We start from the raw sequence: 25,275 nt of genomic DNA, 5'->3' as shown, positions 1-25,275 counted from the left end.
AGAAGCATTTCCGTGACCGATCCCTTGCAACACCTCATTGACAGCGCCTGGGAACAGCGCGCCGACATCAACCCCGAATCCGCGCCGCGCGAGCTGACCGAGGCGGTCGAGCATGTGATCGACGCGCTGGACACCGGCCGCCTGCGCGTGGCCACGCGTGAGGGCGTCGGCCGCTGGACGGTGCACCAATGGATCAAGAAGGCCGTGCTGCTGTCGTTCCGGCTGCGCGACAACGCCTGCATCCGCGCCGGCGATCTGGGCTTTTTCGACAAGGTGGCGCCCAAGTTCAATGCCCAGGATGACGAGCGCCTGCGCAGCAGCGGCGTGCGCGTGGTGCCCCCGGCCATGGCGCGGCGCGGCAGCTTCATCGCGCCGGGCGTGGTGCTGATGCCCAGCTACGTCAACATCGGCGCCTATGTCGATGCCGGCACCATGGTCGACACCTGGGCCACCGTGGGCTCGTGCGCCCAAGTGGGCCGCAACGTTCACCTGTCGGGCGGCGTGGGCTTGGGTGGCGTGCTCGAGCCGATCCAGGCCGGCCCCACCATCATCGAGGACAACTGCTTCATCGGCGCGCGCTCCGAAGTGGTCGAAGGCGTCGTCGTCGAGGAAAACTCGGTGCTCGGCATGGGCGTGTACATCGGCCAGAGCACGCCCATCTTCCACCGCGAAAGCGGTGAGATCAGCTACGGGCGCGTGCCCAGCGGCAGCGTGGTGGTCAGCGGCACGCTGCCCAAGACCACCGCCGGCGGCCAGGCCTATGGCCTGTACTGCGCCGTCATCGTCAAGACCGTGGATGCGCGCACGCGCTCCAAGACCAGCATCAACGAGCTGCTGCGCTCCTGAACATTCCCACCCCCGTCGGCGCCACAACCCAGAAGGAACACCCGCGATGCCTGCCCCCAGCACCATGATGGAACGCATCTTGCACCTGATGGCCGAGAAAAAGGCCTCGGACGTGTACCTGACGGCCCATGCCCCGGCCACCATCCGCATCAACGGCACCTGCGTGCCCATCAACAACCAGCCGCTGCCGCCCGAGGCAACGATGAACCTGCTGATGGACATCCTGCCGCCCAACCGCATCGAGGAGCTCAAGGAGACGGGCGAGCTGAACATGGCCGTGCCGCTGCCCGGCGTGGGCAACTACCGCATCTCGGCCATGCGCCAGCGCGGCCAGTACGCGGCCGTGATCCGCTTCATCAGCCCCGACATCCCCAAGCTGGAATCGCTCAACCTGCCGCCCGTGCTGGAACGCCTGGTGATGGAAAAGCGCGGCCTGATCCTGATGGTGGGCGCCACCGGCGCGGGCAAGTCCACCACGCTGGCGGCCATGCTCGATCACCGCAACGAACGCGTCTCGGGTCACATCCTGACCGTCGAGAACCCGATCGAATACATGTTCGAGAACAAGAAGTCCCTGATCAACCAGCGCGAGGTCGGCTCCGACGCCGCCACGCTGCAGGTGGCACTGAAAAACGCCCTGCGCCAGGCGCCCGACGTGATCATGATCGGCGAAATCCGCGACCGCGAGACCATGACCGCGGCCATCTCCTACGCCCAGTCGGGCCACCTGTGCCTGGCCACGCTGCACGCCAACAACAGCTACCAGGCGCTCAACCGGGTGCTCAGCTTCTACCCGGTCGAGGTGCGCCCCACCCTGCTGGGCGACCTGGCCGCGGCGCTCAAATCCATCGTCTCGCAGCGTCTGATCCCGGCGCTGGATGGCGGCCGCGTGCCGGCCGTGGAGGTGCTGCTCAACACCAAGCTGGTGGCCGACCTGATCGAGAAGAGCGACTTCGGCGGCGTCAAGGAAGCCATGGACAACGCCATCGCCGAGGGCTCGCAGACGTTCGAGCAGGACCTGGCGCGCCTGGTGCGCGAGGGCCGCATCGACCGCAAGGAGGCGCTGGCCTTTGCCGATTCGCCCACCAACCTGATGTGGCGCCTGCAAAACGCGGCCGAGCGCCATTCGGCCAACCAGGCGCAACTGGACGAAGGCACCAGCAACGAGCCCTCCTTTACCGACATCACCCTGGACGTGCGCCCCAGCGGCTTCGGCCAGTCGGGCTTCGGGCCCTCCAGTTTCGAGGCCTCGGGCTTTCGCGACTCCAGGTTGGGCAGCGCCGTGGATTCCCGCCTCGGCAGCGCCTGACACCGCCCTGCCCGAGCGATCCGGCCAACCCCCGCGCCAGCGGGCGGCCATGCGCGCCCTGCCTTGAAGGGCGCGCCCCAGTCAACCATGATCGAACTGAAAGACATCACGCTGCGCCGGGGCGCCAAGGTGCTGCTGGAAGGCGCCAGCGTCAGCATCCACGCCGGAGAAAAGGTAGCGCTGGTGGGGCGCAACGGCACGGGCAAGTCGACCCTGCTGGCGCTGCTGAGCGGCGCGCTGCACGAAGACCGCGGCAGCCTCACGCTGCCCGCCGGATGGCGGCTGGCCCAGGTCGCGCAGCACATGCCCGAAACCGATGCGCCCGCCACCGATTTTGTCATTTCAGGCGACGAGCGCCTGACCCATCTGCGCGAGCAGCTATCAAAAGCAGAGCAATCGGGTGACGGCATGGCCATCGCCCAAAGCCACAGCGACCTGCAGGACGCCGGTGCGCACGACGCCCGCGCGCGCGCCGAGGCGCTGATCCTGGGCCTGGGCTTCACGCCCGATCAATTGCAGCGCCCCGTCAACAGCTTCTCGGGCGGCTGGCGCATGCGCCTGCAACTGGCGCGCGCGCTGATGGCGCCCAGCGATCTGCTGCTGCTGGACGAGCCGACCAACCACCTGGACCTGGATGCGCTGGTGTGGCTGGAAGGCTGGCTGGCGCGCTATGCCGGCACGCTGATCGTAATCAGCCACGACCGCGAATTTCTCGACGCCGTCACGCGCGTCACGCTGCACATCGAGGGCGGGCGCCTCACGCGCTACGGCGGCAACTACAGCGCCTTCGAAGAGCTGCGCGCGCAGCAGCTGACGCTGCAGCAGGCCGCCTTTGCCAAGCAGCAGGACAAGATTGCCCACCTGCAGAAGTTCATCGACCGCTTCAAGGCCAAGGCCACCAAGGCGCGGCAGGCGCAAAGCCGCGTCAAGGCGCTGGAGCGCATGGAGCGCATCGCGCCGGTGCTGGCCGAGGCCGAGTTCCAGTTCGAGTTTCTGGAGCCGGCCAACCTGCCCAACCCCATGCTGGTGATCAGCGACGGAGTGTTTGGCTACGCGGCGCAGGATGCGTCGAATACTCCTGAAAGCGAAGCGCCCGGCGCAGGATCAACGGTCGCTGCAGGCCAATTTGACCCGGAAGCGGCGGCACCCCGCGTGATCCTGCGCGGCGTCAACCGCACCGTGCTGGCGGGCCAGCGCATCGGCATCCTGGGCGCCAATGGCCAGGGCAAATCCACCTTCGTCAAGACGGTGGCGCGCACCCTGGCATTGCAGGGCGGCACGCTCACCGAGGGCAAGGGCCTGTCGATCGGCTACTTCGCCCAGCAGGAGCTGGACGTCCTGCGTCCGCAGGACACGCCGCTGGAGCACATGGTGCGTCTGGCGCGCGAGACCGGCCAGGCCGCCAGCGAATCCGCGCGCGAGCAGCAGCTGCGCAACTTTCTGGGCGGCTTCAACTTTCCGGGCGAGATGGTGGCGCAACCCGTGGGCCAGTTCAGCGGCGGCGAAAAGGCGCGCCTGGTGCTGGCCATGATCGTGTGGCAGCGCCCCAACCTGCTGCTGCTGGACGAGCCGACCAACCACCTCGACCTGAACACCCGCGAGGCGCTGGCCGTGGCGCTCAACGAGTTCGAAGGCACGCTGATGCTGGTCAGCCACGACCGCGCCCTGCTGCGCAGCGTGTGCGACGAGTTCTGGCTGGTGGCGCGCGGGGCCGTGGCGCCGTTCGACGGCGACCTGGAAGACTACCAGCGCTATCTGCTGGACGAAAGCCGCCGGCGCAAGGACGAACAGGCCGCCCAGGCGGCGGCGCCCACGCCCCGCACGGGCGATCCAGCCGACACGCAGCGGCCAAGCACCGCACTGAATCCGGCCGAGCAGCGCCGCCAGGAAGCCCAGCGCCGCCAGCAGCAGGCCGAGCGCGCACGCCCCCACCAGCGAGCGCTGCAGCAGGCCGAGCAGCGCATGCAGGCCATCGAGCACGAGCGCACCCAGCTCGAAACCCGCCTGAGCACCGCCGGGCTGGCCCCTGCCGACCTGGCCGATGCCGGCCGGCGACTGAAGGCCCTGCAGGACGAACTGGCGCAGCTGGAAGAAGCCTGGCTCACGCACGCCAGCGCCATCGAGGCCCTCGCGGCCGCGCCGGCGCCGGAACAAGTCCACGCCGGCGGCTGATTCCGACGCCGGCGCTGTCCCAACGGGGGCAATAGACGACTACAGTGGCAAGCCATCGACAACAACCGCCCAAGGGTGGAAAGGAAGCGCCGTGAGCATCATCATCACCATCGTCGTCGGCTTCATCGTCGGCCTGATCGCCCGCGCCATCATGCCCGGCAACCAGAGCATGGGCATCATCATGACCACCATCCTGGGCATCGTCGGCTCGCTGGTGGCCAGCTACGGCGGCGCGGCGATCGGCCTGTACGCCCAGGGCACCCCGGCCGGCTGGATCGCCTCGGTGGTGGGGGCCATCATCGTGCTGTTCATCTACGGCCTGGTGACCAAGAAGAGCTGACGCGGCCGTCCACGGGGCCGCGGCAGGAGCATCGGCAAAACATCCCCGCCGATAATGAGCCGATGCCCCCCACCAACGAGGCCTTCTCCCGCGTCCAGATCGACGCCCAGCTCAAGGACCAGGGCTGGGACGTGCTGGACAGCCGGTCCGTCCGCTTCGAGGTACTCCTGCCCGACGGTACCCGCGCCGACTACGTGCTGTGTGACCGCCACGGCCGCGCGCTCGCGGTGGTCGAAGCCAAGCGCGCCGCCATCAACCCGACCCAGGCCCAGGCGCAGGCCCGAGGCTACGCCCGGCAACTGAACGTACCCTATGTCTTCCTCGCCAACGGCGAGGAAATCCGCTTCTGGGACTGGCAGCGCGACGCCTTCCCGCGGCCCGTCAAGACCTTCTTCTCGCAGGCCGACCTGGAGCGCCGCGCCGCCACCCAGCAGGTGCAGCGCGACCCGCTCGCCGTGCCCATAGCCCGGCACGTCGCCAGCCGCGACTACCAGATCAATTGCATCGACACCCTCTGCCGCGAGATCAACGTGGGCCGGCGCAAGCTGCTGGTGGAAATGGCCACCGGCACCGGCAAGACGCGCACCGCCGCCGCACTCATCCAGCGCCTGTTCGAGGCGGGTGCCGTCACCCGCGTGCTGTTCCTGGTCGACCGCATCCCGCTGGCCCGGCAGACCGAGGACGCCTTCGCCGAGCACCTGCCGGGCCTTCCCGCCTACGTGCTGCGCGCCGGGCGGCGTTTCCAGGACGAGAAGCGCATCACCATCACCACGCTGCAAAGCATGGTCAACATCTACCGCGACTACTCGGCGGGCTACTTCGACCTGGTGATTTCAGACGAATGCCACCGCTCCATCTACGGCAAGTGGAGCGGCGTGCTCAAGCACTTCGACGGCATTCAGATCGGCCTCACGGCCACGCCCTGCGTCGCCAGCGTGGAAGACCTGGGCGACGAGCAAGACCAGCTCTTCGTGCGCGACACGCTGCGCTTCTTCGAGGTGGAGCGGCCCACCTTCAGCTACCGGCTCAAGGACGCCATCCGCGACGGCACGCTCGTGCCCTACCAGATCTACAAGGCCAAAACCGTCAAGACGGCCGCCGCGGGCGGTTTCGAGGTGCGGCGCGATGAATTGGACTGGTCCGCCATGAACGCCGCCACCCGCGCCGAGCTGGAGCAGGCCTTCGGCGAGCGCAACCGCCTCACCGTCGACCCCGCCGCGCTGGAGCGCCGCTTCACCATCCCCGAGCGCAACCGCGCCATCGTGCGCGAGTTCCGCCAGGTGCTGCAGGACGGCTACACCGACGCGCGCGGCATGCTGCGCAAACCGCTGATCGGCAAGACCATCGTCTTCGCCGTCACCAAGCGCCACGCCGAAACGCTGGCGCAAGGGTTCGACGCCGAATTCGCCGACCGCAAGCCCTCGCCCGACGTGCGCTACGCCGACTACGTGGTCTCCGGCGCCGGGCCGGACGACAGCACCGACGCCATGGCCAAGATCAAGCGCTTCAAGAAAGAGCCGTTCCCGCAAATCTTGGTCTCGGTCAACATGCTCGACACCGGCTTCGACTGCCCCGAGGTCGTCAACCTCCTCTTCGCCCGCTTCACGCGTTCGGCCATCCTGTACCAGCAGATGCGCGGACGCGGCACCCGCAAGGCCCGGGGCAAGCCCGTCTTCACGATGTTCGACTTCGTGGGCGTGACCGACTGGCACGGCGACGACGACGGCATGGCCGAAGGCGGCGTGGTCATGGAGCGCCCGCGCAAAAAGCAGCACGAGCCGCGCCGCCTGCTGTCGCTCGACATCGACGACCACATCGACCCCGCCACGCGCGCCTGGATCACGGTGGACGAGGACGGCAACCTGGTCTGGCCCGAGGCGGCAGACCAGCGCCGCGCCGAGATCGGCGCACGCTTCGAGGCCTGGCTGCTGCAGCGTGAAGACCAGCTCGCGCCCGAGCAGCAGCGCTGGCTGCTCACCATCGGCAGCCAGTTGCGCGCCAACGCCGACGCCTGGGACGAATTCACCGCCGGCCACTTTGCCTTCCCGCCCTTCACCCTGATGGGCGGCCTGCCCGAAGCCCTGCGCGTGTTCGGTGGCGACGAGCCGCTCGATGACCTGCTGGCCAGCCTGAACGCGGCTGTTTTTCCGGGCGACGATGGCGCCGCCGAAGGAGCGCCCAGCCAACCCGCCGCCTGGCAATGATCGCCGGGCACCCGGTTTCTTGGCTGGAGGGACAGCGGGTGATATATTGCCAGCAATATGAACTATGTCCTGGACACCAACGTCCTCGTGGCCGCCGTGCGCAGCCCGGCCGGGGCTTCGGCCGAATTGCTGCGCCGCGTGCTGACGCGTCAGGTGCCCATGCTGTGCAGCGTGCCCCTGTTCATCGAGTACGAGGACGTCCTGATGCGGCCCGGGCAACTGGCCGCCGCCCACGCGCGGCCGGGGGACGTGCGCAACCTCCTGCATGCCCTGGCTAGCGTGCTGGTGCCGGTGTCGATACAGTTTCTGTGGCGGCCCCAACTGCGCGACCCCAATGACGACATGGTGCTCGAGCTGGCCGTGAATGGCTTGGGCCGGGGCCAGCCGGTCACCCTGGTGACGTTCAACCAGCGCGACTTCCTGCCCCAGGCAACGCGCTTCGGCATCCCGGTCATCGGGCCGGCGCAATTCTTTCAAGGAGTCTGACCATGGGAACCCAAAGCAATTACGCCCTGCGCCTGCCCGCGTCGCTGAAGGCCGGCGCCGAGCAGGTCGCGCGCGAGGACGGCACCACCCTCAACCAGTTCATCGTCAGCGCCGTGGCCGAAAAACTGGCCGCGATGAAGACGGCGGATTACTTTCAGGAGCGCGCCCGCACGGGCGACCTCGATGCCGCGCTCGCCTTCCTGCGCCGCGCGGGCGGACAACCGCCCGCGGACGACGACCGACTGCCAAGTCGCTGAGCCAATCAAAAATCATAGCTGCCTGCGCTTTCTGGACAATCGCCAGAGCCTGACCTCGTTCAAGAACCGCACCCCATGCCCCTCACCCCCGACATGCGTCGCGCCATCGATCAGATCCGCGACTACCTCTTTGGCGGCGGCTACCCCGACCCGGTGAGCAACGCCGAGCAACTGTCCTTCCTGTTCTTCTTCTACCTCGTCGAAGGCATCGACGCCGAAAACCAGGCCCGCGCCAAAGTCCTCCGGCAGCCCTACCAAAGCCTGTTTGCCGGCACCCGCACGCTGCGCAACCTGCAAAACGCCACCAGCCCCGGCCAGACCGCCGTGCCCTGCGAGCGCTTCCGCTGGTCGTCGTGGGCCAGGGGCCTGTCCGCCGAACCGCTGGTGCGCTGGGTGCGCGACGAGGTCTTTCCCTTCTTTGCCGACGTGGCCGGCGACTCCGCCGTCAACTTCATGCACGGCGCGCGCCTGGTCATCGACGAGCCCACCGTGCTCAGCCAGGTCGTCACCCTGGTCGACGGCCTGCGCCTGGACCGTGCCGACGCCGACACCAAGGGCGACCTGTTCGAGCACGTGCTCAAGCAGATCAAGCAGGCCGGCGAGCTGGGGCAGTTCCGCACCCCGCGCCACGTCATCCGCGCCATCGTCGAAATCATCGACCCGCAGATCGGCGAAACCGTGTACGACCCGGCGGCGGGCACGGCGGGCTTTCTCGTTGCCGCCTACAACCACATCCGCCTGGCCAACTCCTCGCCCGGCGGCACGCAAACCGTCGAGGTCGACGGCAAGCCGCAGGCGCGCGGCCTGGGCGACCGGCTGTCGGCAGCGCAAACCCGCGTGCTGCACAACCAGACCTTCCACGGCAACGACGTGGACCCCAAGATGGTGCGCCTGGCCACCATGAACCTCACCCTGCGCGGCCTGCCCAACGTGCGCATCCTGCTGCGCAACGTGCTCACCACCACGCTGGACGCCGAGCGCAAGGCCCAGCTGGGCCTGCCCGAAGGCGGCTTTCACGTGGTGCTGGCCAACCCGCCGTTCTCAGGCCGCGTCGACCGCGACCGCATCGTCGACGACGTGAAGGTCGGCACCAGCACCGCCACCGAGCTGCTGTTTCTCAAATACATGATGGACAGCCTGCGGCCCCCGGCGGCCGGTGCGGCCAGAAACACCAACGACGGCGGCCGCGCCGCCGTCGTGGTGCCCGAGGGCGTGCTGTTCGGCTCCACCGGCGCGCACCGCGAGCTGCGCCGCCAGCTGCTCGAAAACCACCGCGTCGAAGCCGTGCTCAGCCTGCCCGGCGGCGTGTTCCAGCCCTACAGCGGCGTCAAGACCTCGGTGCTGTTCTTCCGCCGGGGCGGCAGCACCGGGCACGTGATGTTTCTGCACGCCGACAACGACGGCTACAAGCTCGACGCCAACCACGACCAGCCCGTGGAGCAGGACGACCTGCCCGCCTTGGTGTCCGCGTATCGCAACCGCCAGGCCCACCTGGCCGAATGGGAAGCACGCGACCCCAAGGCCGAATGGACCGCGCCCTGGTGGTTTGCCGACATGGCCACCCTGCGCGCCAACGACTTCAACCTGTCCGCCGGCCGCTACCGGCCAATAAGCCGGGCACAGGTGGAGCACCAAGACCCGCGCGAACTGCTGGCCGAGCTGGCGGCGATCGAGGCGGAGATTGCCGAGGAGGTGGAGGCGCTGCGGGTGATGATGGGTGAGGTGGCATGACCGCATGGCGCACGGTTTCGTTGGGCGAAGCACTGGAATTCGCCTACGGTAAAGCTCTCCCAAAATCCGCGAGGGTAGCCAACGGGCATGTGCCCGTCTATGGCTCCAACGGTGTGACTGGCTGGCACAACGAGTCGTTAATCAAAGGTCCGACGGTTATCGTAGGTCGCAAGGGAAGCGCGGGCGCTGTTCAATACGTTGAAGAGCCTTGCTTTCCTATCGACACAACGTACTACGTCAAATCCAGGCTGGGGTTTGAGTTCGATCCGCGCTTTCTCTTCTACCTCCTGCGCCGTAAAGACCTCCCGAGACTCAGGACAGCAACTGGCGTACCCGGCCTAACACGAGAGGATGTTTACCGCGAATCCATTTCGTTTCCGCCTTTGGAAGAGCAACGCCGCATCGTCGACCTGCTCTCCCGCGCCGAGGGCATCGTGCGCCTGCGCCGCGAGGCCCAGGCCAAGGCCCAGGCCATCATCCCCGCGCTGTTCTTCGACCTGTTCGGCGACCCGGCGACGAATCCGAAGGGCTGGCCGACGGCGCCGCTTTCCGAGGTTGCGCAGGTCATTTCCGGCATTGCCAAGGGCCGAAAATTGGCGGCAGACGAGGGGATCGAGCTGCCCTATATGCGGGTCGCCAACGTGAAGGATGGCTACCTGGACCTTGGCGAAGTGAAGACCATTGCGATCAAACGCACGGAAGTGGACAAGCTGCTGATCCAGCCTGGCGACCTGCTCATGACCGAAGGCGGCGACCCCGACAAGCTGGGCCGCGCCGCGCTCTGGTCGGGTGAGATTGACCATTGCGTCCATCAAAATCACATCTTCAAGGTGCGCAGCGATCGCAGCCGAGTGCTGCCCTCCTACCTGCGCGCCCTCGCCGGAAGTACCTACGGCAAGGCGTACTTCTTGAGCGTGGCGAAGAAAACGACGGGGATCGCGCGTCCATCAACAAAACGCAGTTGAGCGCGTTTCCGGTCGTATTGCCGCCAATGACGGAACAGGAAGTGTTTGCCGATCGGGCCGCCGCTGTCGACTCAATCACGCTTCAGCAATCCGAAGCCCTCAAGAAAGCCGAAGCCAGCTTTCAAGCGCTTCTGGCGCGTGCGTTCGGCCACCAGGATTTTGATTGAAATCGGGCCACAGCCCTTGTGCAGCAAGCACAGGCAGCTATTGACAACATAGCAACCATCAAACGGTCACCCCCCTGCTGCCCAGTGGGCCGGGCGCGCCGATCACGCCGCGGCCCCCCGCTCACCGCTCGCCCTACTTCGCCCCGCCGTCGAACCAGCGCTTGACCATGGCGCGCTCGGCGTCGGTCATCTGCGTGGCGTTGCCCAGCGGCATCAGTTTTTGCACCACCACCTGCTGGTAGATCAGCTGGGCGTTGGCCTTGACGTGGTCTTCCGAATCGAAACGCAGGCCCTTTTGCTGCACCGCCTCGCCGTGGCAGATGTAGCAGCGCTGCTCCAGGATGGGCTTGAGCTGGGCGTAGTCCACCGTGGCGGGCACGGCGGCGGCGGGCGCCTCGGGGGCGGGCTTCATCCAGGCCACCAGGCCGATCAGCAACAGCACGCCGACGGCGGCGTAGGGCCACGGGTGGCGGGCCTTGCCCAGGTGCCAGGCGTGGCGGGTGACGAAAAACTGCCGGATCAGCGCGCCGGCCAGCATCAGCACGAACAGCACCACCCAGCGGTGGGCGTCGCTGTACAGAAAGCTGTAGTGGTTGCTCAGCATCGCGATGATGACCGGCAGCGTGAAGTAGGTGTTGTGCACGCTGCGCTGCTTGCCGCGCTTGCCGTAGATGGCGAATTCGGCCGGGTCATACGGCTTGCCGCTGGTCATGGCCGCCACCACCTTGCGCTGGCCGGGAATGATCCAGAAGAACACGTTGGCGCTCATGGTCGTGGCGATCATCGCACCCACGATCAAAAAGGCCGCGCGGCCGGCGAACAGGTGGCAGGCCAGCCAGGCCGCAATGGCCACCACCACCAGGATCAGCGCGCCAACGATGCGGTCGCCGTTCTTGCGAAATCCGAAGACGCGGCAAATGGTGTCATAGATCAGCCAGAAGCCCACCAGGAACAGCACCGCCGTGATGCCGGCCGCCGTGGGCGACCAGTCGAACACGTTTTTGTCGACCAGGAAGATGCTGGCGTTCCACAGGTACAGCACCACGAACAGCGCGAAGCCCGACATCCAGGTCCAGTAGCTTTCCCAATAGAACCAGTGCAGCTTGCTGTCGATGCCGCCCTGGGGCGCCACCATGTATTTGTGCGCGTTGTAGAACCCGCCGCCGTGCACCGACCAGATGGCGCCGTCCACGCCCTTTTTCTTCAGGTCATCGGCCTTGGGCGGCTCCAGGTTGCTGTCCAGAAAGACGAAATAGAACGACGAGCCGATCCAGGCGATGGCGACGATGACGTGCAGCCAGCGCAGCAGCAGGTTGGCCCAATCCAGCAAATAGGTTTCCATGCAGAGTCTCCTCTTGATCGGGCTCGCCACCGCGGGCGCTGCAAGCCGGCTTCAGGTAATCGCGCATCGGACGGTGGGTGGCACACACCCGCCCAGGCCTTGACACCGCTGCGATCGACGCGAATTGTATACAGTTTGGTGTGCAAACGCCATATGATTTTTCATCAGGGTTTCCACCTGAAAAAACCTTGTTGGCGCTTGTGAAAATCGGTCAAAATAGAGGGTTTTCACCAACACCCACCAACAAGGACTCATCATGGGCAAGCAACTCGTCACCGAAGCCATGCGCAAAGCCACCCCTCCGCTGCCCGGCGCGCCCGTGCGCAAGCTGGCGGTCGGCCAAAAGCGCAGCCTGGAGCGCGGCTCGCACACGCGCAGCAAGAAAAACGCGGGCAAGCGTCCGCATCAGGGTTGAACGGCCCGCCCCGGCGGTCCCTCCTCCACCACAAAAATGGCGCCTTGCGGCGCCATTTTTCATTTGTGCGGTCACGCGGATCAGGACCCGCGGTAGGTCGAGTGGCTCCAGGGGCTGACCAGCAGCGGCACGTGGTAGTGCTGATCGGTGTGGGCCACGCCGAAGTCCAGGTGCACCACGTCCAGAAACGGCGGCTCGGGCAGCTTTACGCCGATCAAGCGGAAGTAATCGGCCACCTCGAAGCTCAGGCGATAGGTGCCCACCTTCAGGCTGGCGTTGTCGTACAGCGGGCCGTCGGGGTTGCGGCCATCGTCGTTCAGGCGAAAGCGCTTGACCTGCTTGGCGACGCCGCCGCTGGTTTCATACAAGGTGACCTGCATGCCGGCCGCGGGGGTGCCGTTCATCGTGTCCAGGACGTGCGTGCTCAGACCCATGGTGTGCTCCTTCAGAAATTGTGCACGGAAGTGTATACAATTTTTGAAAAGCCGTCTATGATTCGCCGCACGATGGAAACCTCCAGCACCGACCAGATCGCCCAGGCGCTCACGCACGCCATCGTGGAGCATCGCCTGCAACCCGGCGCGCGCTTGGTCGAGCAGACGCTGGCCGACCACTTTCAGGTATCGCGCACCCTGGTGCGCCAGGCCTTGTTCCTGCTGTCCGAAAAGCGCCTGGTGCGGCTGGAGCCCTCGCGCGGCGCCTTCGTGGCCAGCCCCTCGGTGGATGAAGCCCGGCAAGTGTTCGCGGTGCGGCGCATGCTCGAGATCGAACTGACCCGCGCCTTCGTGCGCGCCGCCACGCCCGAGCGCATCGCGGATTTGCGCGAACACGTGGCGCGCGAGCAGGCCGCCGTGGCCCGCGAGGACGTGGCCGATCGCACCGAATTGCTGGGCGACTTTCACGTTCGCATGGCCGAGTTGATCGGCAACGAGGTGCTGGCCCAGGTGCTGCGCGAGCTGCTGGCACGCTGCGCCATTGCCACGCTGATGTACCAGAGCACCACCGCCGCGCACGATTCGTCGGCCGAGCACGCCGCCCTGGTGGAGTGCTTTGCCGCCGGCGACGTCACGCAGGCCGTGCGCCTGATGCGCGCCCACCTCGATCACGTCGAGGCCGGGCTCAACCTGGAGCAACCCGTGCCCACTTTCGATATCCAGCAGGCGCTGGCCCATGCCCCGCGCGCCCGCAAAACCGCCCGGAGACCCGCATGAACGCACCCCTCTACGACAGCACCGCCGCCTATCCGCGCGACCTGCGCGGCTACGGCGCCGACGTCCCGCACGCCCGCTGGCCGGGCGGCGCGCGCATTGCCGTGCAGTTCGTCCTCAACTACGAGGAAGGCGGCGAGAACTGCGTGCTGCACGGCGACGCCGCCAGCGAGACCTTCCTGTCCGAAATGTTCAACCCGGCCGCCTACCCCGAGCGGCACCTGAGCATGGAGAGCATCTACGAATACGGCTCGCGCGCCGGCGTCTGGCGCGTGCTGCGCGAGTTCGGACAGCGCGGCCTGCCGCTGACGATCTTTTGCGTGGCCAGCGCGCTGCAACGCTATCCCGAAATGGCCAGGGCTTTCCGGGACGGCGGCCACGAGGTTGCCTGCCACGCGCTCAAGTGGATCCATTACCAGGGCATGGACGAGGCCGGCGAGCGCGCGCAGATGAAGGAGGCGCTCGACCTCATCGAGAAGATCGCCGGCGAACGGCCGCAGGGCTGGTACACCGGCCGCGACAGCATCAACACGCGCCGCCTGGTGGTGGACGACGGCCGCCTGCTGTACGACAGCGACTACTACGGCGACGACCTGCCCTTCTGGATGAAGGTGCGCAAGAGCGACGGCAGCGACGTCAACCACCTGGTGGTGCCCTACACGCTGGACTGCAACGACATGCGCTTTGGCCTGCCGCAGGGCTACAGCGATGCCGAGCCGTTTTATCGCTACATGCGCGACAGCTTCGACACGCTCTATGCCGAGGGCGACCCCAAAGGCCTGGACCGACCCAAGATGCTCAGCGTCGGCCTGCACAACCGCATGGTCGGCCGGCCGGGGCGCTTTGCCGCGCTCAAGCGCTTTCTGGACCACATCGCGCAGCACCCCGACGTCTGGGTGTGCCGCCGCATGGACATCGCCCGCCACTGGATCGCCACCCACCCCTGCAAGGACTGAGCCATGCCCTACACGCTGGACCAATTCAACCGCGCCTCGCCGGCGGAGGCCGAGCAGATGCTCGGCGGCCTGTACGAGCACACGCCCTGGATCGCCGCCCAGGCCGTCAAGGCGCGGCCCTTCCACTCGCTGGCCCAGATCAAGCAGACCATGGCCAGCATTCTGGACAAGGCGGGCGTGGACGCCCAGCTGGCGCTGATCCGCGCCCACCCCGAGCTGGCCGGCAAGGCCATGAGCGCCGGCACGCTCACCACCGAATCGACCGGCGAGCAAGCCCGCGCCGGACTGACGGCCTGCACGCCCGAAGAGCTCCAGCACATCCGCCAGCTCAACCATGACTACGGCGCGCGCTTCGGCTTCCCGTTCGTGCTGTGCGTGCGCGGCCCGCGCGGCACGGGCCTCGGCAAGCAGCAGATCATCGACACCTTCGAACGGCGCCTGTCGGGCCACCCCGACTTCGAGCGTACCGAGGCGCTGCGCCAGATCAACCGCATCGTCGAAATCCGCCTGGCCGACAAGTTCGCCGCCGATCCCGTGCTGGGCAACGATGTGTGGGACTGGCACGAGCAGTTGGCCCGGCACAGCGATCCGGGTTTCGCCGAAGCCGGCCAGCTCACCGTCACGTATCTGACCGACGCGCACCGCGCCTGCGCCGTCCAGATCAGCCAACTGATGCACGACTGCGGCTTTGACGAGGTGCACATCGACGCCGTCGGCAACGTGGTGGGCCGCTACAACGCCGACCCCAAAGTCCCCAACGCCAAGACCCTGCTCACCGGCAGCCACTACGACACCGTGCGCAACGGTGGCAAGTACGACGGCCGCCTGGGCATCTTCGTGCCGATCGCCTGCGTGCGCGTGCTGCACCGCGCCGGCCGGCGCCTGCCCTACCACTTCGAGGTGGTGGGCTTTGCCGAAGAAGAAGGCCAGCGCTACAAGGCCACCTTTCTGGGCTCGGGCGCGCTGGTGGGCGACTTCAAATCCGAATGGCTGGAGCAACAGGACGCCGACGGCATCACCATGCGCCAGGCCATGCAGCACGCGGGCCTGGCCATCGACGACATCGCCGCGCTGCGCCGCAACCCGGCCGACTACCTGGGCTTCATCGAGGTGCACATCGAGCAGGGCCCGGTGTTGAACGAATTGAATCTGCCGCTGGGCATCGTCACCTCCATCAACGCCAGCGTGCGCTACGTGGGCGAATACGTCGGCCAGGCCAGCCACGCCGGCACCACGCCCATGAACCGCCGCCGCGACGCCGCCTGCGCCGCCGCCGAGCTGGCCCTGTTTGCCGAGCAGCGCGCGGCCAAGGATGGCGACTCGGTGGCCACCATGGGCATGCTGGCCGTGCCCAGCGGCTCCATCAACGTGGTGCCGGGCCGTTGCAGCTTCAGCCTGGATCTGCGCGCGCCCAGCAATGCCCAGCGCGACGCCATGGCGCAGGACATCGTGGCCGAGGCGCACGCCATTGCCGAGCGCCGCGGCGTGATGCTCAAGCTCGACGAGACCATGCGCGCGGCCGCCGCGCCCAGCGCTCCGGCCTGGCAAAAGCGCTGGGAAGCGGCCGTGCAGTCGCTGGGCCTGCCGGTGTTTCGCCTGCCCAGCGGCGCCGGCCACGACGCCATGAAGCTGCACGAGGTGATGCCCCAGGCCATGCTGTTCGTGCGCGGCGAGAACGCCGGCATCAGCCACAACCCGCTGGAGCAGACCAGCGCCGAGGACATGGAACTCGCCGTGCGTGCCATGCAGCATCTGCTGGATGCCGTGGCAGTCGAGAAACTTCAATAATCATAGCTGCTTGCGCTTGCCACACCTGTGCCAGAGCCACTTTTCATTTAAAAATCATGACCGACACCTCCGCCATCCACGCCCAGCTCGACGCCTGGGTCGATCAGCACTTCGACGAGCAGGTCCAGTTCCTGCAGCAACTGGTGCGCGTGCCCACCGACACCCCGCCGGGCAACAACGCGCCGCATGCCGAGCGCACCGCCGAGCTGATCCAGGCCTGGGGCTTCGACGCCGAAAAGCACCCGGTGCCGCAGCGCGAGGTGCAGGACTACGGCATGCAAAGCATCACCAACCTGATCGTGCGCCGCCCCTACGGCGCCGGCGGCAAGACCATTGCGCTGAACGCCCACGGCGACGTGGTGCCGCCGGGCGAAGGCTGGGCGCACGACCCCTACGGCGCCGAAATCGAGGACGGCAAGATGTACGGCCGCGCCACCGCCGTCAGCAAGAGTGACTTTTCCACCTTCACGTTCGCGGTGCGCGCGCTGGAAGCCGTGGCCAGGCCCAGGCAAGGCGCCGTCGAGCTGCACTTCACCTACGACGAGGAATTCGGCGGCCTGCTGGGCCCCGGCTGGCTTTTGAAAAACGGCCTGACCCGGCCCGACTTGATGATCGCCGCCGGTTTCAGCTACGAAGTGGTGACGGCGCACAACGGCTGCCTGCAAATGGAGGTCACCGTCCAGGGCCGCATGGCTCATGCCGCCGTGCCCGACACCGGCGTGGACGCGCTGCAGGCTGCGGTGTTCATCATGAACGCGCTGTATGCGGAAAACACGGCCTATCAAAAGATCAGCTCCCGGGTGCCCGGCATCAATCACCCCTACCTCAACATCGGCCGCATCGAAGGTGGCACCAACACCAACGTGGTCCCGGGCAAGGTGGTGCTCAAGCTCGACCGCCGCATGATCCCCGAGGAAAAACCGGCCCAGGTCGAGGCGCGCATCCGCAATGTGATCGAAGACGCCACGCGCCAATTCAACCGCTGGCGCGGCGTGAAGGGTGAGGACGCCGTGCGCACCGACGTGCGGCGCATCCTGCTGGCCAACGCCATGACGCCGCTGCCCGGCAATGCGCCGCTGGTCGACGCCATCCAGCGCAATGCCCAGGCGGTGTTTGGCGCCAAGCCCCCCGCCGTTGGCACGCCGCTGTATACCGACGTGCGCCTGTACGGCGAGCACGGCATCCCCGGCGTGATCTACGGCGCCGGCCCGCGCACCGTGCTGGAAAGCCACGCCAAGCGCAACGACGAGCGCGTGGACCTGCAGGACCTGCGCCGCGCCACCCAGGTGGTGGCCCGCACCCTTGCCGACCTGCTGACCAGCCCCTAATCCTCTCACCCACGGCGTCCGCCAGAGACCCGAAGCCCAGGAGACATGATGACCCCCAACGTCCACCCCATCGACGAGCGCCTGCCCACCGGCAAGCTGACCGCGCTCGGCCTGCAACACGTGCTGGTGATGTATGCCGGCGCCATCGCCGTGCCGCTGATCGTCGGCCGCGCGCTCAAGCTGTCGCCGCACGAGGTGGCCATGCTGATCTCGGCCGACCTGTTTTGCTGCGGCCTGGCCACACTGATCCAGGCCTTTGGCGCCACGCAATGGTTCGGCATCAAGCTGCCGGTGATGATGGGCGTGACCTTTGCCGCCGTCAGCCCCATGGTGGCCATTGCCAGCAGCAACCCCGGCACCGACGGCGCGCGATTGCTGTTCGGCTCCATCATCGGCGCCGGCATCATCTCGATCCTCATCGCGCCGGTGGTCAGCCGCATGCTGCGCTTCTTCCCGCCGGTGGTCACCGGCACCATCATTGCGGTCATCGGCATCGATTTGATGCGCGTGGGCATCAACTGGATCTTCGGCAACCCCGTGGGCCCGACCGCGCCCCTGATCGTCTCGCCCGAGCACAGCGAATGGCTGAGCACCCTGCGCAGTGCCGGCGCCACGGGTGCGCCCGGCGTGCCGGCCGTGCCCCAGGGCCTGGCGCTGGCGCCCACGCTGCCCAACCCGCGCTACGCCGCGCTGTCGGGCGTGGGCGTGTCAGCCATCGTGCTGGTCACCATCTTGCTGGTCGCCAAGTTCGCCAAGGGCTTTCTGGCCAATATCTCGGTGCTGGTCGGCATCATCGTCGGCGGCGTGGTGGCGGCGGCCAGCGGCATGATGAACTTCAGCAAGGTCAGCGAAGCCAAGTGGGTGGACCTGGTGCTGCCCTTTCACTTCGGCATGCCGATCTTCGACCCGGTGTCGATCCTGACCATGTCGCTCATCATGCTGGTGGTGATGATCGAGTCCACCGGCATGTTCCTGGCGCTGGGCGAGATGACCGACAAGCAGATCGACCAGCCCATGCTCTCGCGCGGCCTGCGCACCGACGGCCTGGGCACCCTGCTGGGCGGCATCTTCAACACCTTCCCGTACACCAGCTTCTCGCAGAACGTGGGCCTGGTCGCGGTCACCGGCATCAAGAGCCGCTTTGTCTGCGTGGCCGGCGGCGTGATCCTGATCCTGCTGGGCCTGCTGCCCAAGATGGCGGCGCTGGTCGAGTCGCTGCCCACGGTGGTGCTGGGCGGCGCCGGCATCGTCATGTTCGGCATGGTCGCGGCCACCGGCATCCGCATCCTGGGTGGCGTGGACTTCGTCAAAAACCGCAACAACGCCCTGGTCGTGGCCGTGTCGATCGGCGTCGGCATGATCCCCGTCATCGCGCCCCGATACCTGCAGTGGATGCCGCACTCCATCCACATCCTGATCGAGTCGGGCATCGTGCTGGCCTCCATCTCGGCGGTAGTGCTGAACCTGGTGTTCAACGGCAGCAAGGGCGACACCGAGGCCGTGATCCGCGCGGCCAAGCAGGCCGAGGCGCATTGAGGCAGGAGCCGGATTTCATCCGTCACCCTGCCGCGCCGAAAACAGCGCGCCTTGGGCGCGCTTTTTTCACACGTCGATCGCCGTCGCCGATCCGGCCTGCTTGCGCAGCTCGAACTTCTGGATCTTGCCGGTGCTGGTCTTGGGCAGCTCGCCGAACACCACGGCGCGCGGCACCTTGAAGCCGGCCAGGTGCTGCTTGCAGTGGGCCACGATGTCGGCCTCGCTCACCTGGGCGCCAGCCTTCAGCTCGATGAAGGCGCAGGGGGTTTCGCCCCACTTGGGGTCGGGCTTGGCGACCACGGCCGCGGCCAGCACGGCGGGGTGGCGGTACAGCACGTCTTCGACCTCGATGGACGAGATGTTCTCGCCGCCCGAGATGATGATGTCCTTGCTGCGGTCCTTGATCTTGATGTACCCGTCAGGGTATTGCACCGCCAAGTCGCCCGAATGGAACCAGCCGCCGGCAAAGGCCTCGGCCGTGGCGGTGGGGTTCTTCAGGTAGCCCTTCATGGCGATGTTGCCGCGGAACATGATCTCGCCCATCGTTTCGCCATCCAGCGGCACGGCTTGCATCGTCTCGGGGTCGATCACGCGCGCGTCACGCTGCAGGTGGTAGCGCACGCCCTGGCGGGCGTTCAGGGCGGCGCGCTCGCCGATGGGCAACTCGTCCCAGCGTTCATGCTTGGCACACACGGTGGCCGGGCCGTAGACCTCGGTCAGGCCGTACACGTGCGTCAGATCGAAGCCCATCTGCTCCATGCCCTCGATCATCGAGGCCGGCGGCGCGGCTCCGGCCACCATGCACTTGACGCCGCGCGGCACACCGGCCTTCAGCTCGGCGGGTGCGTTCACCAGAAGCCCGTGCACGATGGGCGCGCCGCAGTAGTGCGTCACGCCGTGCTGGCGGATGGCGTCGAAGATGGCCTTGGCCTCCACGCGGCGCAGGCACACGTTGACACCTGCACGCGCCGCCACCGTCCACGGAAAGCACCAGCCGTTGCAGTGAAACATGGGCAGCGTCCACAGGTAGACCGCGTGCTTGGGCATGTCCCATTCCAGGATGTTGCTGACGGCATTGGTGGCCGCGCCGCGGTGGTGGTAGACCACGCCCTTGGGGTTGCCGGTGGTGCCGCTGGTGTAGTTCAGTGCAATGGCGTCCCATTCGTCAGCCGGATAGACCCATTCGAAGCCGGCGTCACCCTGCGCCAAAAAGTGCTCGTAGGTGGTGCTGCCGATGGGCTCGCCCGCGCCGTACAGCGCGTCCTCCACGTCGATCACCCGCATCGGCGCCTTCGACTGCCGCAGCGCCAGCGCCTTCTTCATCACGCCGGCAAATTCCGGATCGACGATCACCACCTTGGCCTCGCCGTGGTCCAGCATGAAGGCCACGGCCTCGGGGTCGAGCCGGGTGTTCAGCGCGTTCAGCACGGCGCCGGCCATGGGCACGCCGAAATGCGCCTCCACCATCGGCGGGGTGTTGGGCAGCATCACGGCGACGGTGTCGTTCTTGCCCACGCCGGCCTGCTGCAAGGCGCTGGCCAACTGGCGGCAGCGCGCATAGGTCTGGCCCCAGCTTTGGCGCAGATCGCCATGCACCACGGCCAATCGCTCGGGATAGACCTCGGCCGCACGCTGGATGAACGCCAGCGGCGTGAGGGGGGCAAAGTTGGCTTCAGTGCGGGGCAGGTCGGTATCGAAAATCGAAGGCATGGCAAGGCTCCGGCGAATGAACCTTCCCATGATAGTCAAAATGGGCCGGCACGTCCCTTGCGCGACAATCGACCGGTGGCCATTCCCCAACCCTTCATCCAGGAACTTCTGGCACGCGCCGACGTGGTCGAGATCGTCGGCCGCTACGTGCAGCTGAAGAAAACCGGCGCCAATTTCTCGGGCCTGTGCCCCTTCCACGGCGAGAAAACGCCCTCCTTCACCGTCAGCCCCTCCAAGCAGTTCTTTCACTGCTTTGGCTGCGGCAAGAACGGCAACGCCATCGGCTTTCTGATGGAGTTCACCGGCGCGGGTTTCGTCGAGGCCGTGCACGACCTGGCCCAGCAATACGGCCTGCCGGTGCCCGAGGACGAGCGCAGCCCCGCCGAGCGCGCCCGCGCCGCACAGGAGAGCGAAAAGCGCGCCACCCTGACCGACGTGCTCGAGCGCGCCGCCGACGCTTACCGCCAGCACCTCAAGGCCTCGCCCCACGCGGTCGACTATCTCAAGCGGCGCGGCGTCTCCGGCGCCGTGGCGCGCGACTTCGGCCTGGGCTACGCGCCCGAGGGCTGGCGCGCGCTGGCCAGCGTGTTTCCCGACTACGCCGACCCGCTGCTGGAGCAAAGCGGCCTGGTCATCGTCGGCGAGCAGGATGAAGACAAGCGCTACGACCGCTTTCGCGACCGCATCATGTTCCCCATCCGCGACGTGAAAGGCCAGGTGATCGGCTTTGGCGGGCGCGTGCTGGGCGACGAAAAACCCAAGTACCTGAATTCGCCCGAAACCCCGGTGTTCCACAAGGGCCGCGAGCTGTACGGCCTGTTCGAGGCGCGCGGCGCGCTGCGCGAGCACGGCTACGCCCTGGTCACCGAAGGCTACATGGACGTGGTGGCCCTGGCCCAGCTGGGCTTTGCCAACGCCGTGGCCACCCTGGGCACCGCCTGCACGCCCGAGCATGTGCACAAGCTGTTTCGCTTCACCAACAGCGTGGTCTTCAGCTTCGACGGCGATGCCGCCGGTCGGCGCGCAGCGCACAAGGCGCTGGCCGCCGCCCTGCCCCTGGCCAGCGACGTGCGCAGCGTCAAGTTTTTGTTCTTGCCTCCCGAGCACGACCCCGACAGCTTCATCCGCACCGAAGGCGCCGAAGCCTTCCGCCAGGCGGTGCAGGCCGCCGTTCCCCTGTCGCGCTTCGTGCTGGACGCCGCCGCCGAGGGCTGCGACATGGAAACGGCCGAAGGGCGCTCGCACTTTGCCGCCAACGCCCGGCCGCTGTGGCAGGCCTTGCCCGCCGGCGCGCTGGCGCAGCAGCTGCTGGGCGAGATCGCCGCGCTGGTGCGCATTGGCACCCACGAGCTGCACGCGCTGTGGGGCGTTCGCCCCGCCGGCCCCATCGCCAGTACCCGGGCGCTGCGCGAGCGTCACGCGGGCAACACCGCGCCCCCAGCCGGCCCCGGAACGTCCGGGCGAGGGACACCGCAAGTCCCCCAACGCGCGGCGCCGCTGGGCCGCGCCCAGCGCGCGCTGCAAATCGTGCTGACCGCGCCCGAGATCTGGCCGGCGCTGTCGGCCAGCGACCATCAGCTGCTGTGCGAGCTGCCGGCGCCGTACGGGGCGCTGTTCACCTGGCTCGACGGCCAGGAGCAGGAGCACGGCACCCAACCCTGGAGCGCCCTGCGCGAGGCCCTGCGCGAGCACGAGCACGAAAACGCCGCCGTACAAGCGATCGAAAGCCTGCATGACGACATCGAGTCGGACCCCGCCGAGCTGCACGCGATCCTGCGCCGCGAGCGCCCGCTGTACCTGAAGCGGCGCATGGACGCCGCCCTGAGCGCCGGCGACCTGGAGCTGTACCAGGCGCTGCTGCCCCAACTGGCGGCCGCCAAGGCATCCTTGAATGTCGTTGAAAACAGCTGAGTTCGCCCTTGAAATCCGAAAAACCAGTTATAATTGTGGGTTGTCACCGGCAAGAGCGACAGCAGCACCTCCGGATCGGCCAGCGCACAAGCACCGCCTGAGCGCGCTCCCACACAGGGTCGGCCACATCGCCGCAAGGACTGCACTCCAAATGTTCGCCCGACCATCTTGCCCATGACGGTTTGATGCCTGTGCGGCCGCGCGCCCAGCAGGCAACAGCCGCAGTGCTTTTCTATTGTTTTGATTCGGATTGGAACCATCTGACCGGAAGCGCGTGCCCGCGTTCCGGTTGTCAAACCCCATCCGCCCAGAGGTCGAACCATGCCCACCAGCGCCAAAACCGCCAAGTCTCCTGCCAAGGCCGCTCCCGCCACGCCCAAGGCCGGCAAAGCCAAGGCCGCCGCCGAAGAACTCGAGAGCAAAGCCGTCGCCAAGAAGGCCACGGGCCGAAAGGCCGCGGGCCCCGCCAAGCCTGCCGCTGAAAAATCGCCGCCGCCCAAGCGTGGGGCCGCCGGCAAGGCCGCTGCCCGCGATCAGGACGACGCCGATCTGTCCGACATCGAGGCTGACCTGGAGGGCGAGCCCGAGGCCGCCGCGCCCGAGGTGGTGGAAAAGGCCAAGCCGCTTCGCATGAAGATCAGCAAGGCCAAGGAGCGGGCCTTGATGAAGGAGTTCGGCCTGGACGAAGGCGTGCTCTCCGAAGAGGAGATGAACACCCGCCGCGCCAACCTGAAGGCTCTGCTCAAGCTCGGCAAGACGCGCGGCTATCTGACGCACGGCGAAATCAACGACCACCTGCCCGACAAGCTGGTGGATGCCGAGACACTGGAGGCCGTGGTCTCCATGCTCAACGACCTGGGCGTGGCCGTGTATGAGCAGACGCCCGACGCCGAGACCCTGCTGCTGACCAACACCGGCACCAGTACCGCCACCGAGGAAGAAGCCGAGGAAGAGGCCGAGGCGGCGCTGTCCACCGTGGACAGCGAGTTCGGCCGCACCACCGACCCGGTGCGCATGTACATGCGCGAGATGGGTACGGTGGAACTGCTCACGCGCGAGGGCGAGATCGAGATCGCCAAGCGCATCGAGGGCGGCCTGATGGAGATGATGGACGCCATCAGCGCCAGCCCCACCACGATCGCCGAAATCCTGAAGATGGCCAGCGAGATTCGCGAGGGCAAGGTGGTCATCAGCACCATCGTCGATGGCTTTGCCGACGCCGACGAGAACGACGACTACGTGGCCGAGGAAGACTTCGACGAGTACGACGAAGAGGACGACGACGACGGCAAGGGCGGCTCCAAGGCCATGACGCGCCTGCTGGAGAAGCTCAAGGCCGAGGCGCTGGAGCGCTTTGACGACGTCGCCGCGCTGTTCGACAAGGTGCGCCGTGCCTACGACAAGGAAGGCTGGGGTTCGCCCACCTATGTCAAGGCCCAGCACGCGCTGTCGCAGCGGCTGATGAGCATCCGCTTCACGGCCAAGACCATCGAGAAACTGTGCGACCTGCTGCGCGGCCAGGTGGACGACGTGCGCAAGTACGAGCGCGAGCTGCGCCGTATCGTGGTCGATCGCTGCGGCTATCCGCAGGAGCTCTTCATCGCCGATTTTTCCGGCCGCGACAAGGCGGGCCACCGGGTGCGCTCGCATCTGCTGGAGCTCAAGTGGGTCGAAAGGCAGGCGGCTGCGGGCAAGCCCTGGAGCGCGATCATGGAGCGCAACATCCCGCCGATCCAGGACTTGCAGCAAAAACTGATCGACCTGCAGGCGCAGGTGGTGGTGCCGCTCGACGAGCTGAAGGCCATCAACAAGCGCATGAACGAGGGCGAAGCCGCCAGCCGGGACGCCAAGAAGGAGATGATCGAGGCCAACTTGCGCCTGGTCATCTCGATCGCCAAGAAGTACACCAACCGCGGCCTGCAGTTCCTGGACCTGATCCAGGAGGGCAACATCGGCCTGATGAAGGCGGTCGATAAATTCGAATACCGCCGCGGCTACAAATTCTCGACCTACGCCACCTGGTGGATCCGCCAGGCCATCACGCGCTCGATCGCCGATCAGGCACGCACCATCCGCATCCCGGTGCACATGATCGAGACCATCAACAAGATGAACCGCATCTCGCGCCAGCACCTGCAGGAATTCGGCTTCGAGCCGGACGCCGCCCTGCTGGCCGAGAAGATGGAAATGCCCGAGGACAAGATCCGCAAGATCATGAAGATCGCCAAGGAGCCGATCTCGATGGAAACCCCCATCGGCGACGACGACGACAGCCACCTGGGCGATTTCATCGAGGACACCAACAACACCGCGCCGGTGGAAGCGGCCATGCAGGCCGGCCTGCGCGATGTCGTCAAGGACATCCTCGACAGCCTGACCCCGCGCGAGGCCAAGGTGCTGCGAATGCGCTTTGGCATCGAGATGGACAACGACCACACGCTGGAAGAGGTGGGCAAGCAGTTCGACGTCACGCGCGAGCGCATCCGCCAGATCGAGGCCAAGGCGCTGCGCAAGCTCAAGCACCCCAGCCGCTCGGACAAGCTGCGCAGCTTCACCGACAACACCTGACCGCTTTTTTCAATCAAATCAGCGTCTGGCCAGCAT

General features: G+C 66.9%; 21 protein-coding genes. 18 read left to right on the top strand and 3 right to left on the bottom strand.

Features of this window, described 5'->3' with window-relative positions; genetic code table 11:
• Nucleotides 1-12 precede the first annotated feature (12 nt).
• The 10 genes from dapD to U1F38_RS10690 all read left to right on the top strand — a co-directional run bounded on the left by dapD (nt 13) and on the right by U1F38_RS10690 (nt 10,477).
• The gene (gene dapD / locus U1F38_RS10735) at nt 13-846 is read left to right on the top strand and encodes a 2,3,4,5-tetrahydropyridine-2,6-dicarboxylate N-succinyltransferase (protein ID WP_409987063.1); all 834 of its coding nucleotides are present in this window, start codon (nt 13-15) and stop codon (nt 844-846) included.
• Nucleotides 847-892: 46 nt separating this feature from the next.
• A complete protein-coding gene (locus U1F38_RS10730; RefSeq protein WP_409987062.1) occupies nt 893-2,155 on the top strand; it encodes a PilT/PilU family type 4a pilus ATPase in 1,263 nt (420 codons plus the stop codon).
• An 87-nt stretch (nt 2,156-2,242) separates the two neighbouring features.
• Nucleotides 2,243-4,327, top strand: coding sequence for an ABC-F family ATP-binding cassette domain-containing protein (locus U1F38_RS10725; RefSeq protein ID WP_409987061.1), 2,085 nt, complete (start codon nt 2,243-2,245; stop codon nt 4,325-4,327).
• A gap of 91 nt (nt 4,328-4,418) precedes the next feature.
• Nucleotides 4,419-4,667, top strand: a complete 249-nt coding sequence (locus U1F38_RS10720) for a GlsB/YeaQ/YmgE family stress response membrane protein (protein WP_409987060.1) — start codon at nt 4,419-4,421, stop codon at nt 4,665-4,667.
• Nucleotides 4,668-4,729: 62 nt separating this feature from the next.
• Nucleotides 4,730-6,871 (top strand): DEAD/DEAH box helicase family protein, encoded by a 2,142-nt coding sequence (locus U1F38_RS10715; RefSeq protein WP_409987059.1) that lies wholly within the window; start codon nt 4,730-4,732, stop codon nt 6,869-6,871.
• 57 nt (nt 6,872-6,928) lie between these two features.
• The gene (locus U1F38_RS10710) at nt 6,929-7,357 is read left to right on the top strand and encodes a putative toxin-antitoxin system toxin component, PIN family (protein ID WP_409987058.1); all 429 of its coding nucleotides are present in this window, start codon (nt 6,929-6,931) and stop codon (nt 7,355-7,357) included.
• A gap of 2 nt (nt 7,358-7,359) precedes the next feature.
• Nucleotides 7,360-7,614: a YlcI/YnfO family protein gene (locus U1F38_RS10705; RefSeq protein WP_409987057.1), complete on the top strand. Its 255-nt coding sequence runs from the start codon at nt 7,360-7,362 to the stop codon at nt 7,612-7,614.
• 75 nt (nt 7,615-7,689) lie between these two features.
• Complete coding sequence (locus U1F38_RS10700; protein WP_409987056.1) at nt 7,690-9,345, top strand: class I SAM-dependent DNA methyltransferase; 1,656 nt, start codon at nt 7,690-7,692, stop codon at nt 9,343-9,345.
• Nucleotides 9,342-10,310 (top strand): restriction endonuclease subunit S, encoded by a 969-nt coding sequence (locus U1F38_RS10695; RefSeq protein ID WP_409987055.1) that lies wholly within the window; start codon nt 9,342-9,344, stop codon nt 10,308-10,310. Before U1F38_RS10700 ends, U1F38_RS10695 begins: the two co-directional genes overlap by 4 nt.
• A complete protein-coding gene (locus tag U1F38_RS10690) occupies nt 10,307-10,477 on the top strand; it encodes a hypothetical protein (protein WP_409987054.1) in 171 nt (56 codons plus the stop codon). The genes U1F38_RS10695 and U1F38_RS10690 overlap by 4 nt, the downstream gene beginning before the upstream one ends.
• A gap of 133 nt (nt 10,478-10,610) precedes the next feature.
• Here U1F38_RS10690 and U1F38_RS10685 read toward each other — a convergent pair whose 3' ends face one another.
• Nucleotides 10,611-11,819 (bottom strand): urate hydroxylase PuuD, encoded by a 1,209-nt coding sequence (locus tag U1F38_RS10685; protein ID WP_409987053.1) that lies wholly within the window; start codon nt 11,817-11,819, stop codon nt 10,611-10,613.
• Between the two features lie 256 nt (nt 11,820-12,075).
• Here U1F38_RS10685 and U1F38_RS10680 point away from each other — a divergent pair, with 256 nt between their 5' ends.
• Nucleotides 12,076-12,234, top strand: coding sequence for a hypothetical protein (locus U1F38_RS10680; RefSeq protein ID WP_409987052.1), 159 nt, complete (start codon nt 12,076-12,078; stop codon nt 12,232-12,234).
• Nucleotides 12,235-12,314: 80 nt separating this feature from the next.
• On the opposite strand, the gene uraH is transcribed toward U1F38_RS10680, so the two are convergent.
• A complete protein-coding gene (gene uraH, locus U1F38_RS10675) occupies nt 12,315-12,668 on the bottom strand; it encodes a hydroxyisourate hydrolase (protein WP_409987051.1) in 354 nt (117 codons plus the stop codon).
• 72 nt (nt 12,669-12,740) lie between these two features.
• Here uraH and U1F38_RS10670 point away from each other — a divergent pair, with 72 nt between their 5' ends.
• The 5 genes from U1F38_RS10670 to U1F38_RS10650 are packed head-to-tail and all read left to right on the top strand — an operon-like array spanning nt 12,741 to nt 19,050.
• Nucleotides 12,741-13,445, top strand: a complete 705-nt coding sequence (locus tag U1F38_RS10670) for a GntR family transcriptional regulator (protein ID WP_409987050.1) — start codon at nt 12,741-12,743, stop codon at nt 13,443-13,445.
• A complete protein-coding gene (gene puuE / locus U1F38_RS10665) occupies nt 13,442-14,398 on the top strand; it encodes an allantoinase PuuE (protein ID WP_409987049.1) in 957 nt (318 codons plus the stop codon). The genes U1F38_RS10670 and puuE overlap by 4 nt, the downstream gene beginning before the upstream one ends.
• 3 nt (nt 14,399-14,401) lie before the next feature.
• On the top strand, nt 14,402-16,186 hold the full coding sequence (gene uraD, locus U1F38_RS10660; RefSeq protein WP_409987048.1) for a 2-oxo-4-hydroxy-4-carboxy-5-ureidoimidazoline decarboxylase: 1,785 nt from the start codon (nt 14,402-14,404) through the stop codon (nt 16,184-16,186).
• A gap of 56 nt (nt 16,187-16,242) precedes the next feature.
• A complete protein-coding gene (locus tag U1F38_RS10655) occupies nt 16,243-17,514 on the top strand; it encodes a M20/M25/M40 family metallo-hydrolase (RefSeq protein WP_409987047.1) in 1,272 nt (423 codons plus the stop codon).
• Nucleotides 17,515-17,562: 48 nt separating this feature from the next.
• The gene (locus U1F38_RS10650) at nt 17,563-19,050 is read left to right on the top strand and encodes a nucleobase:cation symporter-2 family protein (RefSeq protein WP_409987046.1); all 1,488 of its coding nucleotides are present in this window, start codon (nt 17,563-17,565) and stop codon (nt 19,048-19,050) included.
• A gap of 66 nt (nt 19,051-19,116) precedes the next feature.
• Here U1F38_RS10650 and U1F38_RS10645 read toward each other — a convergent pair whose 3' ends face one another.
• Entirely contained in the window at nt 19,117-20,760 is a 1,644-nt protein-coding gene (locus U1F38_RS10645) for an acyl-CoA synthetase (RefSeq protein ID WP_409987045.1), read from the bottom strand.
• A 75-nt stretch (nt 20,761-20,835) separates the two neighbouring features.
• On the opposite strand from U1F38_RS10645, the gene dnaG reads away from it, so the two are divergent.
• Both dnaG and rpoD read left to right on the top strand, forming a co-directional pair.
• Nucleotides 20,836-22,671, top strand: coding sequence for a DNA primase (dnaG, locus tag U1F38_RS10640; protein ID WP_409987044.1), 1,836 nt, complete (start codon nt 20,836-20,838; stop codon nt 22,669-22,671).
• Nucleotides 22,672-22,992: 321 nt separating this feature from the next.
• Nucleotides 22,993-25,239, top strand: a complete 2,247-nt coding sequence (gene rpoD, locus U1F38_RS10635; protein WP_409987043.1) for an RNA polymerase sigma factor RpoD — start codon at nt 22,993-22,995, stop codon at nt 25,237-25,239.
• Nucleotides 25,240-25,275: the final 36 nt, after the last annotated feature.

Origin of the sequence: Ottowia sp. (assembly GCF_046348305.1) — a bacterium.
GTDB lineage: Bacteria > Pseudomonadota > Gammaproteobacteria > Burkholderiales > Burkholderiaceae_C > Ottowia.
This window is presented reverse-complemented; position numbering and strand designations above follow the sequence as displayed.

Excerpts from the sequence above, each read along its gene's own strand:
- U1F38_RS10730 (WP_409987062.1), top strand. The coding sequence starts at position 893 with ATGCCTGCCCCCAGCACCATGATGGAACGCATCTTGCACCTGATGGCC.
- U1F38_RS10725 (WP_409987061.1), top strand. The coding sequence starts at position 2,243 with ATGATCGAACTGAAAGACATCACGCTGCGCCGGGGCGCCAAGGTGCTG.
- U1F38_RS10715 (WP_409987059.1), top strand. The coding sequence starts at position 4,730 with ATGCCCCCCACCAACGAGGCCTTCTCCCGCGTCCAGATCGACGCCCAG.
- U1F38_RS10710 (WP_409987058.1), top strand. The coding sequence starts at position 6,929 with ATGAACTATGTCCTGGACACCAACGTCCTCGTGGCCGCCGTGCGCAGC.
- U1F38_RS10705 (WP_409987057.1), top strand. The coding sequence starts at position 7,360 with ATGGGAACCCAAAGCAATTACGCCCTGCGCCTGCCCGCGTCGCTGAAG.
- U1F38_RS10700 (WP_409987056.1), top strand. The coding sequence starts at position 7,690 with ATGCCCCTCACCCCCGACATGCGTCGCGCCATCGATCAGATCCGCGAC.
- U1F38_RS10695 (WP_409987055.1), top strand. The coding sequence starts at position 9,342 with ATGACCGCATGGCGCACGGTTTCGTTGGGCGAAGCACTGGAATTCGCC.
- U1F38_RS10685 (WP_409987053.1), bottom strand. The coding sequence starts at position 11,819 with ATGGAAACCTATTTGCTGGATTGGGCCAACCTGCTGCTGCGCTGGCTG.
- U1F38_RS10680 (WP_409987052.1), top strand. The coding sequence starts at position 12,076 with ATGGGCAAGCAACTCGTCACCGAAGCCATGCGCAAAGCCACCCCTCCG.
- uraH (WP_409987051.1), bottom strand. The coding sequence starts at position 12,668 with ATGGGTCTGAGCACGCACGTCCTGGACACGATGAACGGCACCCCCGCG.
- U1F38_RS10670 (WP_409987050.1), top strand. The coding sequence starts at position 12,741 with ATGGAAACCTCCAGCACCGACCAGATCGCCCAGGCGCTCACGCACGCC.
- puuE (WP_409987049.1), top strand. The coding sequence starts at position 13,442 with ATGAACGCACCCCTCTACGACAGCACCGCCGCCTATCCGCGCGACCTG.
- uraD (WP_409987048.1), top strand. The coding sequence starts at position 14,402 with ATGCCCTACACGCTGGACCAATTCAACCGCGCCTCGCCGGCGGAGGCC.
- U1F38_RS10655 (WP_409987047.1), top strand. The coding sequence starts at position 16,243 with ATGACCGACACCTCCGCCATCCACGCCCAGCTCGACGCCTGGGTCGAT.
- U1F38_RS10650 (WP_409987046.1), top strand. The coding sequence starts at position 17,563 with ATGACCCCCAACGTCCACCCCATCGACGAGCGCCTGCCCACCGGCAAG.
- U1F38_RS10645 (WP_409987045.1), bottom strand. The coding sequence starts at position 20,760 with ATGCCTTCGATTTTCGATACCGACCTGCCCCGCACTGAAGCCAACTTT.
- rpoD (WP_409987043.1), top strand. The coding sequence starts at position 22,993 with ATGCCCACCAGCGCCAAAACCGCCAAGTCTCCTGCCAAGGCCGCTCCC.